Annotated in this window: 14 protein-coding genes and 2 pseudogenes; 10 read left to right on the top strand and 6 right to left on the bottom strand. The window is 41.1% G+C overall.

From position 1 onward, the window contains the following. Position 1 precedes the first annotated feature (1 nt). Positions 2-469, bottom strand: coding sequence for an rRNA maturation RNase YbeY (gene ybeY / locus ACLS0A_RS01105; RefSeq protein WP_416082067.1), 468 nt, complete (start codon positions 467-469; stop codon positions 2-4). After that, a complete protein-coding gene (locus tag ACLS0A_RS01100; protein WP_416082133.1) occupies positions 466-1569 on the bottom strand; it encodes a PhoH family protein in 1104 nt (367 codons plus the stop codon). The genes ybeY and ACLS0A_RS01100 overlap by 4 nt, the downstream gene beginning before the upstream one ends. Positions 1570-1853: 284 nt before the next feature. Here ACLS0A_RS01100 and ACLS0A_RS01095 point away from each other — a divergent pair, with 284 nt between their 5' ends. Beyond that, entirely contained in the window at positions 1854-6773 is a 4920-nt protein-coding gene (locus ACLS0A_RS01095) for an exo-alpha-sialidase (RefSeq protein WP_416082066.1), read from the top strand. A gap of 46 nt (positions 6774-6819) precedes the next feature. Here the strand turns inward: ACLS0A_RS01095 and ACLS0A_RS01090 are convergent, their stop codons facing one another. Continuing rightward, a complete protein-coding gene (locus ACLS0A_RS01090; RefSeq protein WP_416082065.1) occupies positions 6820-8235 on the bottom strand; it encodes a GspE/PulE family protein in 1416 nt (471 codons plus the stop codon). Between the two features lie 12 nt (positions 8236-8247). Next, positions 8248-8682 (bottom strand): prepilin peptidase-dependent pilin, encoded by a 435-nt coding sequence (ppdD, locus tag ACLS0A_RS01085; protein ID WP_416082064.1) that lies wholly within the window; start codon positions 8680-8682, stop codon positions 8248-8250. Positions 8683-8824: 142 nt separating this feature from the next. Here ppdD and ampD point away from each other — a divergent pair, with 142 nt between their 5' ends. Beyond that, complete coding sequence (gene ampD / locus ACLS0A_RS01080) at positions 8825-9379, top strand: 1,6-anhydro-N-acetylmuramyl-L-alanine amidase AmpD (RefSeq protein WP_416082063.1); 555 nt, start codon at positions 8825-8827, stop codon at positions 9377-9379. 79 nt (positions 9380-9458) lie between these two features. Here ampD and ACLS0A_RS01075 read toward each other — a convergent pair whose 3' ends face one another. Further along, positions 9459-10061: a cation diffusion facilitator family transporter gene (locus tag ACLS0A_RS01075; RefSeq protein ID WP_416082062.1), complete on the bottom strand. Its 603-nt coding sequence runs from the start codon at positions 10059-10061 to the stop codon at positions 9459-9461. A gap of 687 nt (positions 10062-10748) precedes the next feature. Here ACLS0A_RS01075 and rppH point away from each other — a divergent pair. From rppH to tadA, 5 genes and pseudogenes are all read left to right on the top strand, one after another. After that, a pseudogene (rppH, locus tag ACLS0A_RS01070) lies at positions 10749-11217 on the top strand (RNA pyrophosphohydrolase); the annotation flags it as partial. A gap of 148 nt (positions 11218-11365) precedes the next feature. Further along, positions 11366-12157, top strand: coding sequence for a sulfite exporter TauE/SafE family protein (locus ACLS0A_RS01065; RefSeq protein WP_416082061.1), 792 nt, complete (start codon positions 11366-11368; stop codon positions 12155-12157). A gap of 10 nt (positions 12158-12167) precedes the next feature. Beyond that, positions 12168-12968, top strand: coding sequence for a prolipoprotein diacylglyceryl transferase (lgt, locus tag ACLS0A_RS01060; RefSeq protein ID WP_103854038.1), 801 nt, complete (start codon positions 12168-12170; stop codon positions 12966-12968). A 12-nt stretch (positions 12969-12980) separates the two neighbouring features. Beyond that, entirely contained in the window at positions 12981-13832 is an 852-nt protein-coding gene (locus ACLS0A_RS01055; RefSeq protein WP_416082060.1) for a thymidylate synthase, read from the top strand. Positions 13833-13930: 98 nt separating this feature from the next. Then, positions 13931-14467 carry a tRNA adenosine(34) deaminase TadA gene (gene tadA, locus ACLS0A_RS01050; RefSeq protein ID WP_416082132.1) on the top strand — a complete coding sequence of 179 codons (537 nt, stop codon included), beginning with the start codon at positions 13931-13933 and terminating at the stop codon, positions 14465-14467. A 46-nt stretch (positions 14468-14513) separates the two neighbouring features. On the opposite strand, the gene grpE is transcribed toward tadA, so the two are convergent. Next, entirely contained in the window at positions 14514-15125 is a 612-nt protein-coding gene (gene grpE / locus ACLS0A_RS01045; protein ID WP_194751806.1) for a nucleotide exchange factor GrpE, read from the bottom strand. Between the two features lie 201 nt (positions 15126-15326). Between grpE and ACLS0A_RS01040 the strand changes: the two genes are divergently transcribed. The 3 genes and pseudogenes from ACLS0A_RS01040 to ACLS0A_RS01030 all read left to right on the top strand — a co-directional run. Further along, the gene (locus ACLS0A_RS01040; protein WP_416082059.1) at positions 15327-16244 is read left to right on the top strand and encodes an NAD(+) kinase; all 918 of its coding nucleotides are present in this window, start codon (positions 15327-15329) and stop codon (positions 16242-16244) included. A gap of 77 nt (positions 16245-16321) precedes the next feature. Then, positions 16322-17998 carry a DNA repair protein RecN gene (recN, locus tag ACLS0A_RS01035; protein WP_416082058.1) on the top strand — a complete coding sequence of 559 codons (1677 nt, stop codon included), beginning with the start codon at positions 16322-16324 and terminating at the stop codon, positions 17996-17998. A 191-nt stretch (positions 17999-18189) separates the two neighbouring features. Next, positions 18190-18294 (top strand): annotated as a pseudogene (locus ACLS0A_RS01030) (transposase); the annotation flags it as partial.

The raw sequence follows: 18294 nt of genomic DNA, 5'->3' as shown, positions 1-18294 counted from the left end.
GCTAGGCTTTTTCCGCTAAATAAGGGGCGGCAAAGCCAAGATCTTGCATTATTTCCGTTTCAAGGCTTTCCATTTCTTCCGCTTCATCATCTTCAATATGATCGTAGCCCAGCAAATGCAAACAGCCGTGTACCACCATATGCGCCCAATGTGCCATTAAGGGTTTGCCTTGTTCCTGCGCTTCTCGTTCCACCACTTGGCGGCAAATAACTAAATCACCGAGCAGCGGCAATTCCACTTCTTCAGGGCATTCAAAAGGAAAGGAAAGCACGTTGGTTGGGTAATCCTTGTCACGATAAGTGGCGTTTAAGCTTTGGCTTTCCGCTTCGTCCACCACGCGAATGGTGATCTCAGGTTGCAGGTTCTCTGCTTGCACAGCGGCGGTTGCCCATTGTTGGAATTGTTGTTCTGTGGGCAAGTTTTCACTATTTTCTGCTGCGATTTGTAAATCAACGATGACATCTTTCATTCTATTTCTTCTCGTTCTAAGGCTTGTTGTTTGGCCTGTTCTTGCTGACGCTGTAAGGCACGTTCTTGACGGCGAATTTCTTCCTGTTCGTCCCATTTATCATAGGCTTGCACCACTTTGGCAACCACTGGGTGGCGAACAATATCTTTACTGTCAAAATAATTAAAGCTCAATTCTGGCACATTTTCTAGCACTTCAATGGCGTGGCGTAAACCAGATTTTTGGCTACGTGGCAAGTCAATTTGCGTGATGTCGCCCGTTATCACCGCTTTAGAATTAAACCCAATACGGGTTAAAAACATTTTCATTTGTTCAGTGGTGGTGTTTTGGCTTTCATCTAAAATAATAAAGCTATCATTCAGCGTGCGCCCACGCATATAAGCCAGCGGTGCGATTTCAATCACATTGCGTTCCATTAATTTCTGTACTTTTTCAAAGCCTAGCATTTCAAAAAGCGCATCATAGAGCGGTCGTAAATAAGGCTCAATTTTTTGCCCTAAATCCCCCGGCAAAAAGCCCAATTTTTCCCCTGCTTCCACCGCAGGACGAGTGAGCAAAATGCGGCGCACTTCTTGTCGCTCTAAGGCTTCCACCGCTGCGGCCACAGCAAGAAAGGTTTTCCCTGTGCCAGCTGGCCCAATACCAAAACTGATGTCATAACGCAAAATATTATGCAAATATTGAATTTGATTTGCACCACGCGGTTTAATTAAACCACGCTTGGTTTTAATTGTGGTTTGATACACTTTTGGCACCGCATTTTGTTCTGCTTGTTCAGTATCTTGTTGTAATAACATTCGATTTTCCTGAATGGCTAAGTGCACATCAGACAAATCAATTTCCTTAACCACGCCACGCACGGGAGCGGTTTCCAAATATAATGTTTGGATCAACGCCGCCACTTTATTTAACAATTTCGCGTGATGAGATTTCGGATTGGGATCTTTCGATTTCAGCGTAAACGTAAAATTACGCCGTGCAATATCCAAGAAAAATTCTTTTTCAATCAACTGGATATTTTCATCAAATGCTCCGCACAATGCCTGCAAACGGGCATTATCTTGCGGTTCAAGAGTAAAGGTTTCGCTTAGTTCGCTCATTGGGTTGGACAAGTTGTGTTCCTTTTATTTTGGTTTTTCCTGCTACTGCCAGAATCATTTGATTGTTGGTGGGCATCTTATCACGTTTTAAATACAGGCTCTAATGCTCTTTGAGAAATTCTCTTTTTGTAGAAATGCGAGAAATCTCTCATTTTTGATAGAAAATGAGAATGATTCTGTGAAGAATATCACGAAGTGAAATTATCATTATTTACTCCATTATGGAGCAAAAATATCATCAGCGCTGAGATACTCCTAATTTCACATCAAACAAAGGATGCCCTATGAAAAAAACAGCATTGGCAGTTTTAATCTCCTCGTGTCTTATCAGCCAATATGCCATGGCGAGTAGCGAAGGAATCTTAGATTTCAAATCAAATACCGAATTTTTCAAGCCACTTAATATCACTGAAACCTTCACTAAAAATGATGTTTTTAATTTAGAAAACGGTTCTTTAACTTTTGGCTTTAAAACCAATGGTGGTGATAATGTTTATTCTCTTTTAGGTGCTTCAACCCTAGGTGGACACACCAACCACTATATTAATTTCTATATGTTAAGGAAGCAAGGCACGGATACCTTTGGCTTAGAATTAAGAAATAAGAATAGCTATTTAATTAATAATTCAGCACTTACCGCAAATGTTGATAATCAAAATAAAGATTATCAAACCATTACCTATACGTTTGATAAAACAAATAACCAAATTAAAATTTATGTGAATGGCGAATTAAAACAAACACATAATAATTCTAAATTCTTCAAAGATATTGAGAACTTAAATATTGCTTATTTAGGAAAAACGCCAAGAAGCTCTGGCAATGAAATGCGTTTTAGTGGAAATATTTATTCGGCGGGAGTTACCGAACAAGTATTGTCAGAAGAAAAAATCAAAGCGCTACACCAAGAATTAGCGGAAACCTATCGCCGAAACGAAAGCGAGAATGCGGATAAACATCGCGCTTCAGGGGCAATGCTAACGGAAAAAGAATCGCTCTTTCAACCAAATCAAGATGGCGCAAAAAACTACCGTATTCCTTCCTTACTCACCACGCAAAACGGCGTTGTTATCGCCGCTATCGACAAGCGCTGGCAACATTCTGCTGACTGGGGAAATATTGATACCGCGATCCGCCGCAGTTTTGATGGTGGCTTAACTTGGCAAAAAAGCCAAACAGTGATTGATCTTGCCAGCCAATCTTATGGCAGTCAAAACTCTGCGTTCTTAATCGATCCCCTAATGGTGCAAGACAAACGCAATGGGCGTGTCTTTATGATTGTGGATATGTTCCCTGAAACGCAAGGTTTCTTTGGAATCAAAAATCAAAATGCCGAAGGTTCAGGTTATAAAAATATCGGTGGGAAATATTATCAATTATTAACTGACGAATATAATAATCGCTACACCATTCGTGAAAACGGCATTGTTTATAATGATAAAAATAAACCAACAGATTATCGGGTTGTTATTAATGGTAATCCTGAATTGGCATTTAACGATCTCGGTGATTTATATCAAGGCGATACACGTTTAGGAAATATTTATTTACAAACGAAAAATCCAAATAATGATAGCGCCCCACTTAAATCAACCATCACCAGCAATTTATGGCTCACTTATAGTGATAATGACGGTGAAACTTGGTCTAACCCAGTCAACATTAACTCTCAAGTGAAAGCCGATTGGATGCGTTTTATGGGAACAGGCCCCGGAACAGGGATTCAGCTTAAAGACGGCTCTTTAGTGATGCCGGTTTACTACACCAATAACAATAATAAACAAGTAGCAGCGGTTATCATTAGTAAAGACGGTGGCAAAACTTGGGAACGTGGTGAATCACCAATTGATAGCAGATTTGCGACACAAGGTGGATCACGTCTGCTTAACGGCACTTATGGCTATGAAATTACTGAATCCCAAGTGATTGAATTAGACAACGGACAATTAAAACTCTTTTCTCGTGTAACACCACATAATCGCGTGCATATTTCCACCAGTTATGACGGTGGTTACACTTGGGAAAAAGACGTTATTTTAGATGACGTGTTACTAGAACCTTATTGTCAACTTTCAGTAATTAAATATTCCAAACGTATTAATGGCAAAGAACATATCCTTTTTGCCAATCCGCATTCTAACGGGCGCAGCAATGGTAAAGTCTGGCTTGGTGAAGTGCAAGAAGATGGTTCTATTGAATGGAAATATACCACCACAATTACACCAAATAATTACGCCTATAGCAGCTTAACTGAATTGCCAAATGGCGATATTGGCTTGCTTTATGAAGGGGCGGAAGGAAAAATTGATTTTGTTCGCTTAAATATTCAAGAGCTTGTATGGCAAGACAATATCTTGCATCGTGATAAACGGAACACGCCATTTGAATATGATCGTAATAGCACCGTTGCTGAAACATTCTATAAAATTGGTGATGGGGAAATTATTAAAATCGGTGAAGGGGTAAACCCTGCCAAAATGGTGGTTAATGAAGGCACATTAGGTTTAAAACAGCAAGAAAAAGATGGTCAAGTTCAAGCCTATTCCGACATTATTGTAAACCCTGAAGGCACAGTAAAATTATACGGTGAAAACCAAATTAAAGCCGAAAATCTCAGCTTGAATAAAGGAACGTTTGACTTAAATGGCAATAATTTCACCATTGAAAATGGCGAAGATAAAGGGCTGCAAGCGGCAACAATTAACGGCAATATTATTAATAGCAATGCCACCGAAGCTAGCACGCTTAACTATTTGCAATCTGGGGTAAGAAAAATTAAGGGTGAAATGCTTGGCAATGATCAAGGTAAATTAAATTTTGCCTATAAACCGACCGCACTTAATAATAACCACTTAACCTTAGAAACAAATTCAACCTTAAACGAGCTTACCATCAACCAAGGTGAAATAATTTATGCACCAGATACTTCACATTTAACGCAAAATGCAAATTTAGCGAATAATGCCACATTAAGCATAAAAGATAATGTGATTGCTCGCTTTGATACCCTTGCACTTGATGACACAAGCCAAATTAATGCGGATATTAGTGCCAACCAAACAAGCCGTTTATTTGCTGATACGCAAGGGCAAGGTAGTTTAAGCAAAAATGGAGAGGGTACATTATATTTAATTGGGCAATTCAATCACACAGGAAAAACCTTGTTAAATCAAGGGGTAACCATTTTAGAAGGGGAATTAAACCATTCGCCGTTATATATCAAAGAAAATGCGAGTTTGACAGGAAATGGGATCGTTCATTCACATACTTATTGGCAAGCCAATGCCCATATTGCACCGAATAATACCCCACACTTAAATCATACGGCAAACGGCAGCAAATCCAGAAATGCCAGTTTCCAACCTAAAACCCTATCCTTTGGGAGTGTAACCAACGAGGGGGCGGATATTACATTAAATGTGGATAACGTTTCCGAAAATATGACAGAATGGCGTGCGGATCGCGTGCTGATTAATGGAGATTTAACCACCACCCAACCTATTCCGGTAAATATAAACTTACTCAATAGCCAGATTGGTAATTCAGACACGAATAAAAACGAACGCTACGATGCTGATGAGGGTATTTCACTCATTCAAGTGAAAGGTGAAACCAGCCGCATAGATGCGTTCAATTTGGCGAAAGCTGTTCATAATGATGAAAGCTATATTAATCGCTACACCTTAGTTAGCATTGAAAAAGGAGCAACTACGGCAAGTGAAAATAGTTTTGGTGAGAACAACAGTAATTTCAACGATTACCGCTTGCAAACCTTGCTAATTAATGAAGATGGCGAACCGTTATCACCAATTATTAAAGCTCCAACAACACCACCAAAAGAGGAAAGCCCTAAAGCTGATGACACGGCTGCACCGACTCCACCAACCGCGGACACGACAGTAACCCCTCCAGCAAACCAAGATGAAGGGAATACTGACAATAGCGGTGAAACTACCGCTCCTGTGGATAATGCAGTGGTAGCACCACCTTCAGATCAAAATGGAGGAAATGCCAATAACAGCACAGAAACCACTTCCCCAGTAGATAATGCTGTGGTAACACCACCTACCAATCCAAATGCAGAAAATACGGATAACAGCACAGAAACCACGTCCCCTGTGGATAATGCAGTTGTAACACCACCTGCCAATCCAAATGCAGAAAATACGGATAACAGCAGTGAAACCTCTTCCCCAGTAGATAATGCTGTGGTGGTAGCAGCACCTACCAATCCAAATACAGGTAATGCAACAGTTACGCCATTAGCAGGAAATGTGACAGCCACAAGTGCCTCAACCTATCGCCCAGCATTAAATAGCCAAGTTCCAGCCTATTTGGTGACGAATTTAGCCTTGTTAGAACATAGTTATATGCAGGCTCAAACCTTTGCCCAAAACATTACGCAAGGCACGAAAAATTTCTATGTTTTACAACAACATCGTAAAGCCACTTATGATAGCAACCTTGGCTTTAGTGATTATGGCTATAGCTACAAATCCACCACGAATAGTACCTTATTTGGTGGTCGCCTTGATCTCAACGATAAACAGCGTCTTCACTTAGGGCTTGCTCTCAGCAAATTCTCGGTTGAACCAAAAACCACAGAAATTGAAGGCAGCAGCTCGGCAAAATATAAATCTGTAGGGGTATTATTCACATTAGAAAATCAACTGACCGAACAAAGCTATATTAATCTCAGTGGAAACTATCAATATGTGCGCGGTAAAATTTCCACTTCACAACATAAAGATTTAGCCAAAGTGAGAGGCCATTCTTGGGGCATTGGTGCAGAAACAGGCTATCATTTCTTGCTAAATGAAGTCCGTTTAACGCCAATTATTGCGTTGCAATATCAAAGTAGCAAAGCCAATATTGAGGATCATACCTTCAGTTGGAATATCAATAATGATCGACAATATATTTTCACTCAACAAATTGGGGGTGAAATTGCGTGGAAATCATTGAAATTCCGTACAATGTATGAACACAATACAGGAAATACCCCTGTCTTAACTCTCAATGATGGAACAACCCAGCAATACAAAACGGGTAAATTAGGCAATGCCTTATTATTCTCTGCCAGCGCAGGTTATGATATTACGCCAAACCTAAACATCAGTGCCCAAATTAGCCATAGAAAATCCCTTTCTGACTATGGACTAAAACAAACTTACTTTGCGGGTAAATTAGAATATCGTTTCTAATCAACTCACCTTTGAAGTGGGAGATAATTTATTTTTCTCCCACTTTTTATTCGCTCTCCATCAATCTCCCCAGCACCCTTTCTACTTCAGCGAAATCGGTTATTCCTTGCTTTACCTTTTCCAATCCGCTTTCTCGTAAAGAAGCATAATCCGTTTGATAGGAAATTTCCCCATTATTAAAGTGCGGTTGTAAAAATTGATAAATTCCGCAACGCCCTTTATAACCTTGATAGCAATCGCAATTTTCGGTGTGATGCGTACAAATTTTGCGCACTAAACGCTGGGCGATAACGAGCAGCAAACTGCTTTCAATTTCGTGCTGTTGGATACCGAGCTGCAATAAGCGAGAAATTGCTGAATGAGCATTATTGGTATGCAGCGTAGAAAGCACTAAATGCCCTGTTTGTGCTGCACGCAAAGCAATCGCTGCACTTTCTGCATCTCGAATTTCGCCAAGCATAATGATGTCAGGATCTTGGCGTAAAAATGTGCGTAACAATCGGTTAAAATCTAGCCCGATTTGTGGATTAATTTGCGTTTGGATAATGCCCGGCAGTTCTATTTCAATGGGATCTTCGGCGGTGAGAATATGCTTTTCCGACTGATTCAACCATTCAAGTGCGGTGTAAAGGGTAATACTTTTTCCACTCCCTGTTGGGCCTGTAACTAAAATCAAGCCTTGAGGTTGGGAAAGGGCTTGCTGCAAAGCCTTTTGCTGCGCTGCGTTCATTCCCAACTGTGAAAACGCTAAGCTGACAGGCTTGTTTTTCTGCAAACGTAACACCGCTTTTTCGCCATACTGGGTGGGCAAGGTGGAAAGGCGAAAATCTAACACATCAGAAAAGGTGGTTTTAAAATGAAAACGTCCATCTTGTGGCAAACGTGTTTCGCTTATATCAAGGCGAGCGAGCAATTTTAAGCGAGAAATTAAGCGCTGACTAATTTGCGTAGATAATGGCGTCTGGCACTGCAATACGCCATCAATACGAAAGCGGATTTGCAACTGCTCGCGCTGCGGCTCTAAATGAATATCTGAGGCATTCAGTTGCAACGCCTTTTCAAAAAGCCGATCTAAGAGTTGAATAACGGGCTCATCGGCTTTTTCTTGCACATTTTCCGTTTTAATCTGCTCAGTGGGGCGATAAAAATCGGGTACAGCAGGTTCTTCCGCCACATTTGGTGCAAGGCTTTGCAAGAGCAATTTCAAATCTTGCCCTTGCAACAACACGGGTTCAACCACTTTTCCTGTTAAAAAAGAAAAGGTTTCGCAAGCAGAAAGATTATTCAAATCATCAATGCCTAACCAAAGCGTTTGCGCATTTTCTTGCAATGGCACAGCAAAATAGCGAATTAGCAGGGCTTTTTGCTGTTGGTTTTGCTGCCATAAGTGCGGTGGAATTTCAAAAAATTTTCCATCTACCGCACAAACCGTCATTTGCGACTGTAACGCATATTCTGCCATTATTTATCCCCATCAGCCACAAAATCCCGCTGGGAATAATTCGGCAGATTTATCGCATTTCACCGTCCAAGTAACCCCTTTGGCAGCATCACCACTTGCGCTTAAAGAATAACTTATCCCCGCCAAGTTCTCTCTGCCTGTAACGGTAATTTTCCCTTTTTGCACATCAATCGAGCCCACTTTGCCCTTATTGGCTAATTTTTTCTGAATGCCATTTGTTCCCGCATTACATTTGTTGGTTGAATTTGTGTTATACACACAAAGTTCCACTTCAGAGCGATAAGGGCTTGCAGCTTGAATAAGCTCTGAAATTGCCGCTTTTTTCGTATAGTTTTGATAAGCCGGCACGGCGATTGTTGCCAAAATTGCCACAATGGCGATTACAATCATTAATTCAATTAACGTAAAACCCTCTTGATTCTTCAAACGAGTAGAAAATCTGTTCATAAGCTGTCCTTGTTGATTTCTCTTAACATTAATTTTCGATAGAATATGGGCAATGAATAACCCGTGCGAATAAGTGTGGCGCAAATTAAAAATAAAGCCAAAAAGCACCGCACTTTTTCTCGATCACGATCGCAAAAAAACTATGAAATCGACATTTTCCATTGATCAATCAGGCTGGTTGGCAAAACAAAAACATTGCCCCTCGCCCCACTATGATTTACGTCTCGATCCGCAAGATATTTCGTTGCTCGTCATTCATTACATCAGTCTTCCCCCCGAACAATTTGGCGGAAATTTTATTGATGCCTTTTTCCAAGGGCGCTTAGATCCAAGCCAGCACCCTTATTTTGAAGAAATCAAAGATCTCCGCGTGTCAGCGCATTGCCTGATTAATCGTGAGGGAAAAATTACGCAATATGTCAGCTTCAATGATCGTGCTTGGCACGCGGGCGTATCCTGCTTTCAAGGACGTGAAAAATGTAATGACTTCGCGATTGGCATTGAATTAGAAGGGAGCAACAATCAGCCCTTCACAGAGCAGCAATATGCAACACTAACAACGCTCACGCAAAGCATAATGCAACGTTATCCCAAAATTCGTAAAGATCGCATTGTGGGGCATAGCGACATTTCCCCCGGCAGAAAAATCGACCCCGGGCAATATTTTGATTGGGAAAAATATTTAAACAGCCTATAAACACAAGTGCGGTGGAAATTTTTTGAATTTTTCCACCGCACTTTGTTTTCATCAAATTTCTATTCTGCTGACATTTCGCTTAATGAGAATGCCCTAAATGCTGCCCCGCTATTGTGGCTTTCATTATGCTCAGCCCACTGCGCAAAATAAACATACTTAAAATAGCGCTGGCGACAATATCTATCCACTGAATTTGCCACAGCCAGGCGCTTAGCCCCGCAATGATCGCGATAACAGAGCCAAATAAATCAGCCAGAACGTGTAAATAGGCGGCGCGAATATTTAGATTTTCGTGATCACTTTTTAGCATTAACCACGCCACAATCATATTGACTAACAGCCCCACAATCGCCACGGCTAGCATTGGTAACGCATTAATTAGCAAAGGATTTTGCCAGCGTTCAAGGGCTTCCCATAAAATCCAAATCGCCACAATAATTAAAGAAACCGCATTGAGCAGAGCAAAATATTTCTGTGTTTTATGGCTGAAAAACAGGGCGACAAAGGCAAGTAATAAAGAGAGGCTATCATTTGCCATATGGCCTGCGTCCGCCATTAGAGTTAGGCTGTTGAAATAATAGCCACCAAGAAATTCGATCACCATATAAGCGGTGATAATGGCAAAACTGAAAGCTAAAATGCGTTGATTTTGTGAGCCGTGATCGTGCTGGTGATGGTGCATAAATAATCCTAAATAAAAATTTGCCATAGTATAGGTTTAACAGGTGGTAAAGGTCAAGTTTTGGGGCTGGTTTTATAAAAAATGCGAGAAAAAAGCACCGCACTTTGATCTTCGATTAATTAATAATCAGTCCTTTTTGAGCCTTTAACTCACAATGCGAAAACGCTTTTTTATTGCGCTATCTTTTTGATTTTTAATGGTTTTATTCTTTTTTCTCATTATGCTTATGACAAACTTAGCATTTAATTCCCACCTATTCTGTATAAAACCACAATTTTATCCACAGAAATGCTGAATAACTCACAGTTTGGCAATAAAAGTGCGGTGAAAATCCTGATAAAAATACAGTATGATTTTTTTCTAGGCGGTAATTGGAGTAAAAAAATGCGATCTTGGATCTTGATTTTAGATCTTAATGATCAACAAGGATCTGTTTTAACTTATTTTAAAATAAAGCATTTTTTATCCTTATACACAAATAATTTGATTTTATTCCCGCACTTTTCACAATGTTATACACAGCGTTGTGATTTTTATTCAATTTATTAACAGGTAGGAAGATTTTATCTAGTCAAATTCTGATAGAAAACCGCCTTAAAAGCGTGTTTGCGGGTTGTTAAAACCTTGAGTTTGTGAAACAATTCACCAATTCAGAATTTAAAATTTTTAAAACTAAGGTGAACGATAGTGATCGATTTCGATGGCTACCGTCCGAATGTGGGAATTGTCATTTGTAACCGTAAAGGTCAGGTTTTGTGGGCGAAACGCTATGGGCAAAACTCGTGGCAGTTTCCGCAAGGCGGCATAAACGATAATGAAACGGCTGAGCAGGCGATGTATCGTGAGCTTTTTGAAGAAGTGGGTTTAACCCGTAAAGATGTTAAATTGCTTTATGTTTCAAAACAATGGCTGCGCTATAAACTTCCTAAACGCTTATTACGCTACGACAGCAAACCAATGTGCATCGGACAAAAACAACGTTGGTTCTTATTGCAATTAGTTTCGGACGAAAAAGATATTAATATGCAAACCACCAAATCGCCAGAATTTGATGGCTGGCGTTGGGTGAGTTTTTGGTATCCTGTGCGTCAGGTTGTGCCTTTCAAAAAAGAAGTGTACCGCAAGGCAATGAAGGAATTTGCAGCGGTATTATTTAATGGGAAAAATCAGCCAAATTCCTATTCTCAAGAACAGAAATCTTCGCCAAACCATTCTGCAACAAATACGGCGAACAAGTATTCTGGTAAAAAATATTCATCAGGCAAATTCCATAAACGTTCATTTCATCGAACAAGGGGGGCATAATGTTGAGCTTTTTTCTTATTTATTTAATTGTCGGCTGTGTGGTCGGCTTTTTAGCGGGCTTATTTGGCATTGGCGGCGGGCTGATTATCGTTCCCGTGTTGGTTTATTTATTGCCAATGGTTGATGTGCCTAGCGAACTTTTGATGTCCACGGCATTGGGAACCTCTTTCGCTACCATCGTAGTAACAGGGTTTTCTTCGGCACAGCGTCATCACAAGCTCGGCAATATTGTTTGGCCCGCGGTGAAAGTGCTTGCCCCTGTAATTATGGTGACCACCTTTATTTCAGGGCTTTTTGTCGGTAATTTAGATAAAAGCGTATCAAGCAAATTATTTGCCTGTTTGGTAGTGTATCTCGCGGTGAAAATGTTGCTTTCGATTAAACCGAAAGAAGTGAAAAAAGCGCTCACTACCACTTCCTCTGTGATTGGCGGAATCTTAATTGGGATAGCTTCCAGCATTGCAGGCATTGGCGGCGGTGGTTTTATTGTGCCATTTTTGAATGGGCGTGGTATTGAAATGAAAAAAGCCATCGGCTCATCAGCATTTTGCGGAATGTTGCTTGGACTTTCAGGAATGCTAAGCTTTATTGTGGGCGGCTGGGGACAAGCAAATATGCCAAGTTATTCATTAGGTTATGTGTATTTACCTGCTGTGGTGGGGATTACGGCAACCTCATTTTTTACTTCAAAACTCGGGGCTAGCACCACAGATAAATTGCCAGTGAAAACCCTAAAACGTTATTTTGCCGTGCTATTGATCTGTATTGCGATCAATATGTTAATGAAATAAAAGGAACTGTATGACTTCACAATTTTTAACTTTTCCCCAATTTGATCCCGTGATTTTCCAACTTGGTCCTGTTGCCTTGCGTTGGTATGGATTAATGTATTTAATCGGCTTTGTGTTTGCACGCTGGCTTGCGGTTCGCCGTGCTAACCGTCCAAATAGCGGCTGGACAACGGAACAAGTGGACAGCCTATTATTTAACGGTTTTCTTGGTGTATTTCTTGGTGGACGTATCGGTTATGTGATGTTCTACCAGTTCGATTATTTCTTGCAAGATCCGATGTATTTATTCCGCGTGTGGGAAGGGGGAATGTCTTTCCACGGTGGCTTAATTGGGGTGATTTTGGCAATGTTTATCACCGCAAAATTACAACATCGCGGCTTTTGGGCGACAGCAGATTTTGTTGCGCCACTTATTCCTTTTGGCTTAGGAATGGGGCGTATTGGTAACTTTATTAATGATGAGCTTTGGGGGCGTGTAACGGACGTACCTTGGGCGGTATTGTTCCCTTCTGGCGGTTATTTACCGCGCCACCCTTCACAACTTTACGAAGCAGTGTTAGAGGGCTTGGTGCTATTTATTATCCTTAATCTGTTTATCAAAAAGCCACGTCCAGCAGGCTCTGTGGCAGGATTATTTTTAGTCGGCTACGGCACATTCCGCTTTATTATTGAATATTTTCGTGAGCCTGATGCGCAACTCGGCTTATTCTTCCAACAGCATATTTCAATGGGGCAAATTCTGTCATTGCCAATGATTTTACTCGGTGCGCTGATTATGCTTATAGCTTACAAAAGTGCGGTGAAAAAATAGGGGAAATTTACAATGCGTCAATATTTAGATTTATGCAAAAACATCATTGATAACGGCACTTGGGTGGAAAATGAACGTACTGGAAAACGCTGTTTAACCCTAATTAACGCTGATCTGACCTACAATGTGGCGGACAATGAATTTCCGCTAATCACTACGCGAAAAAGCTACTGGAAAGCGGCGATTGTGGAATTTTTAGGCTACATTCGTGGCTACGACAACGCCGCAGATTTCCGCCAGCTTGGCACAAAAACGTGGGACGCCAACGCCAATGAAAATCAGGCTTGGTTGAATAATCCGCATCGCAAAGGTACAGACGATATGGGACGTGTTTATGGTGTACAAGGGCGTGCTTGGCGTAAACCTAACGGTGAAACCCTCGACCAATTGCGTAAGGTAGTGAATGACTTAACCAAAGGGTTAGATGATCGTGGTGAAATCATCACCTTTTATAACCCAGGTGAAATTGAACTGGGCTGTTTGCGTCCTTGTATGCACACCCACACCTTTTCTTTGCTTGGTGATACACTCTATTTAACCAGCTATCAGCGTTCTTGCGATGTGCCACTCGGGCTGAATTTTAATCAAATTCAAGTGTTTACTTTCTTAGCATTAATGGCGCAGATTACAGGGAAAAAAGCAGGAATGGCGTATCATAAAATCGTCAATGCGCATATTTATGAAGATCAGCTTGAGCTTATGCAAAATGTTCAACTCAAGCGTGAACCATTGCCACTACCGAAGTTAGAAATTAATCCTGACATCAAAACCCTTGAGGATCTAGAAACTTGGGTAACAATGGATGATTTCAAGGTCATTGGCTATGAATCTCACCCTGCGATTAAATATCCTTTCTCGGTGTAAGATAAAAAGAGCAAAATGAAAAAATTGCGCCCAAAAGCATCGCACTTTATTCTCTCAATCAGCCAATGTATGGCTGATTTTTCACATTCTTTCAGCATATAAGGAAAACAAAAGTGCGGTCGGATTTTGATGAAAAAATGATGCGCTACGCCCTAAGCCTTGCCGATAAAGCGGAAGCCTTAGGGGAAATTCCTGTGGGCGCTGTGCTAGTTGATGATGAAGGAAAGATTGTGGCAGAGGGCTGGAATTTGTCCATTATTCAGCACGATCCCACCGCGCACGCTGAAATTGTAGCACTGCGTCAAGCGGGGCAAGCGCAACAAAATTACCGCCTGCTCAACACCACGCTATACGTTACCCTTGAACCTTGCACAATGTGCGCAGGGGCGATTTTACATAGCCGAATCAAACGGTTAGTGTTCGGGGCTTATGATCTAAAAACTGGCGCAGTGGGTTCACGCTTTCATTTTTTTGATGATTATAAAATGAACCACAGCCTTGAAATTACAGGGGGGGTACTGCAAGAAGAATGTAGCCAAAAGCTCAGCGCTTTCTTTCAAAAACGGCGTGAACAAAAAAAGCAAGAAAAACTCGCGCAGAAAAATATCAACGAAAATTTAGACGAAAAAAAATAGGCGATACACTCGCCTATTTTTATTTGTTTATTATGATGACCTTTTATTACGCTGCCACCATCACCATTGCTGGGCGAATCACTCTGCCGTTTAGCAAATAGCCTTTTTGTAATACGGCGGTGATTTGGTTGCTTGCGAAACCTTCTGTCGGCTGCATTGAAATGGCTTGGTGCAAATCTGGGTTGAAAGTTTCACCCACTTCGCCCACAGCTTCCACGCCAAAGCGTGCAACCGTTGCCAATAAACCTTTTAAAGTTAATTCGACACCGTCTAGCACGCCTTTTAAGCTCTCATCTTCTGTACTAACTGGCGTTGCTAGCGCACGCTCTAGGTTATCAATGGTTTCAAGCAGATCTTTAGCAAATTTTTCTAAAGCAAATTTATGCGCTTTTTCCACATCTTGCTCAGCACGGCGGCGGATATTATCCATTTCCGCACGGCTGCGTAACAAAATGTCTTGCTCTTTTTTTGCTGTTTCAGCGAGCTGTTCTTCAAGCTCTTGCACGCGGGCAATGGCTTCTTCTAAGGCATCACCCTCAAGATTTTCAGCGTTTTCCTGCTGCTCAGCGGTTTCTTGTGCGTTCTCTGCTTGTTCCACTTGTTCCGTTTGTTCTTGATCTAATTCGTTTTTTTCCACTTGTTGTTCTTGTTCTGACATTGTTTTCTCCATCTGTTCAAAAGTTTGCGTTATTGTAACAAAAAACATAAAAATTGACAGTTGCTGGGTCTGTTGATAACTCAAATACAAAATGAATTATCAACAGACCCTAAGACTAGCCACTGACACAGTTTATGTGTAATATAGCCCCTAATTTCTTGAATTCAAGTGCGGTCTGTTTTTCGCATAAAAATAAATATTATGTCCACAACTCATTTAATCGACAATAAAACCTTGCATAATTCTTTCCATACCATTGGCTTGGTAGGGCGTCCGCGCAATGATGTGAATTTGCAAATGCACAAAAATTTATTTCAGTGGCTGTCCGAAAAAGGCTATCAAGTGCTAGTAGAAAAAGGGGTTGGTGAGCGTTTAGACTTGCCTGCGCAACATCTCGCAGGGTTAGATGAAATTGGTACACGTGCGCAATTAGCTATCGTGATTGGTGGTGATGGCAATATGCTTGGGCGAGCCAGAATCTTGGCAAAATATGATATTGCCTTAATTGGCATTAACCGTGGCAATTTAGGTTTTCTCACGGATATTGATCCAAAAAATGCTTATGCGCAGCTGGAAGCCTGTTTAGATCGTGGCGAATTTTTCGTGGAAGAACGCTTTCTTTTGGAAACCTCGATTGAACGCGAAGGGCAAATTATTGCCACCAGTAATGCGGTAAATGAAGCGGTGATTCACCCTGCCAAAATTGCGCATATGATCGATTTCCACGTTTATATTGATGATAAACTGGCATTTTCACAACGTTCTGACGGCTTGATTATTTCCACCCCAACTGGCTCAACGGCTTATTCCCTTTCTGCTGGTGGCCCTATTCTTACCCCACAATTAAACGCCATTGCCCTTGTGCCAATGTTTCCGCACACGCTTTCTTCTCGCCCCTTGGTTATTGACGGCGAAAGTAAGATTTCCATTCGCTTTGCCGATTACAACACGCCGCAATTAGAAGTGGGTTGTGATAGCCAAGTTGCCCTGCCATTCACCCCTGATGATGTGGTGCATATTTATAAAAGCAAACATAAACTGCGTTTATTGCACTTAAAAAATTACAATTATTACAATGTGTTAAGTACAAAATTAGGTTGGTTGAGAAATTCTGCATAAAAAATTTGCACAAAACGCTTTACTGTATATAAAAACAGTTATAAACTGATATACATACAGTTAAATGGGAGTGTATTATGCTTACTCAACTTACAATCAATAATTTTGCCATTGTTCATCATCTTGATATTGAATTAGCACAGGGAATGTCTGTCATCACGGGTGAAACGGGTGCGGGAAAATCCATTGCCATTGACGCTCTTGGCGTGTGTTTAGGGCAACGGACAGAAAGCGCAATGCTGCGTGAGGGGCAAAACCGTGCGGATATTTGTGCCACATTCCACATTGAGTCAAACAGCCCAGCGGATAAATGGCTCAAAGCCCAAGAATTGCAAGATGAAGATAATCCAGGAAACTGTATTTTACGCCGTGTGATAAGCGCAGATGGGCGCTCCAAAGGCTTTATTAATAGTATTCCCGTTTCTGCCAGCCAGCTGAAAGAGCTGGGTCAGTTTTTAATCCAAGTGAACGGACAACATTCCTCACAGCGTTTACTAAAAAATGACTATCAACTCACTTTATTGGATCACTATTGCGCTCATAATGATCTCCTTACCAAAGTGCAAAAGCACTATCGCCAATGGAAAGATCTACAACAACAAGTGGCAAACTTCCAACAAAAATGCGCCGAAAATGAAGCGAAAAAACAACTTTTGCAATATCAGGTAGAAGAACTTGATGAATTCAATTTACAAGAAAATGAATTTGCTGAATTAGAAGAAGAATACAACCGCCTTGCCAACAGTGAAGAGCTTACCGCCCTTTCTCAATCCGTGTTGAATTTATTGAGTGAAAATGATGAGCTGAACGTAGATAGCCTACTCTATCGTGCGGTGCAAAATTTAGAAGAATTACACGCACTTAATCCACACTACAACGATGCACTCACAATGTTGCAAGAAGCGCTGATCCAAGTGCAAGAAGCCAGTTCTGAGATCCAACATCTATCTAGCAACATAGAACCGGATCCTTATCGATTACAAGAAGTAGAAAGCCGAATGAGCCAAGCCCTTCAACTTGCGCGTAAACACAATGTAAAAGCCGAAGAATTGGTTGCGTTACATCGCTCCTTAAGACAGAAACTCGATCAGCTGGTAGATTTTGCGGATAGCGAAGATGCACTCATTGAACAGGAAAAACAGGCTTATGCACAGCTGTTAGAAAATGCGCAAGCTTTGAGTGCAAGCCGCCAAAAAGGGGCAGAAAAGCTCTCAGCGCAAGTTAGCAAAGGGATTAAACAACTGGCAATGGAAAATGCTGAATTTTCTATTCGCGTGGAACAAGCGGAAAATAAACTGACCGCTCACGGAATGGATCAGGTGCAATTTATTCTACAAGCGAACCTTGGACAATCTGCTCAGCCTTTGGCAAAAGTGGCATCGGGTGGTGAGCTTTCTCGTATCGCTTTAGTGTTACAGGTGCTGACCTCTGATAAATCCGCCATTCCAACGCTTATTTTTGATGAAATTGATGTAGGAATCAGCGGAGCTACCGCAAGTGTGGTAGGGAAATTATTACGCAAGTTAGGGCAAAAATGCCAAGTGATTTGTGTTACCCACTTGCCGCAAGTGGCGTGCTGCGGACATCAACATTTTTGCGTAGAAAAACAAACCATTGACGGAAAAACTGAAACAAAAATGACCGCACTTTCTCAGCAACAGCGTGTGAAAGCCTTAGCCAGATTGCTTGGCTCAACCAAAGTTACCGAAAGCGCCTTAGCCAATGCAGAAGAAATGCTCAGTTTAATTGCATAGCTTTATGGAAAGAGCCCTAGCGAGCAGCTAGGGTTTCTTATTATAGCTAGACAAAGTCTAGCTATAAAAACCATACGCTATGCGTATGGAATCAAAGAGCTTAAGCGGTGAACAGAATAAAAAAGTTCTCCTATAATGAATAAGGCAGACAACCAAAATTCAGAATATAGGAGGATAAGTCATGGCAAGAATCCAATGACGATTCAAGTCTATCACATACAAGATGGAACTGTAAGTATCATATTGTCTTTATTCTGAAGTATAGAAGAAAGGCAATTTATGGAAAATTACGAGTA

Origin of the sequence: Avibacterium volantium (genome assembly GCF_049366555.1) — a bacterium.
GTDB classification, from domain to species: Bacteria; Pseudomonadota; Gammaproteobacteria; order Enterobacterales; family Pasteurellaceae; genus Avibacterium; species Avibacterium volantium_A.
Note: the sequence above shows the minus strand (reverse complement) of the source record. Positions and strands in the feature narration are given on the sequence as shown.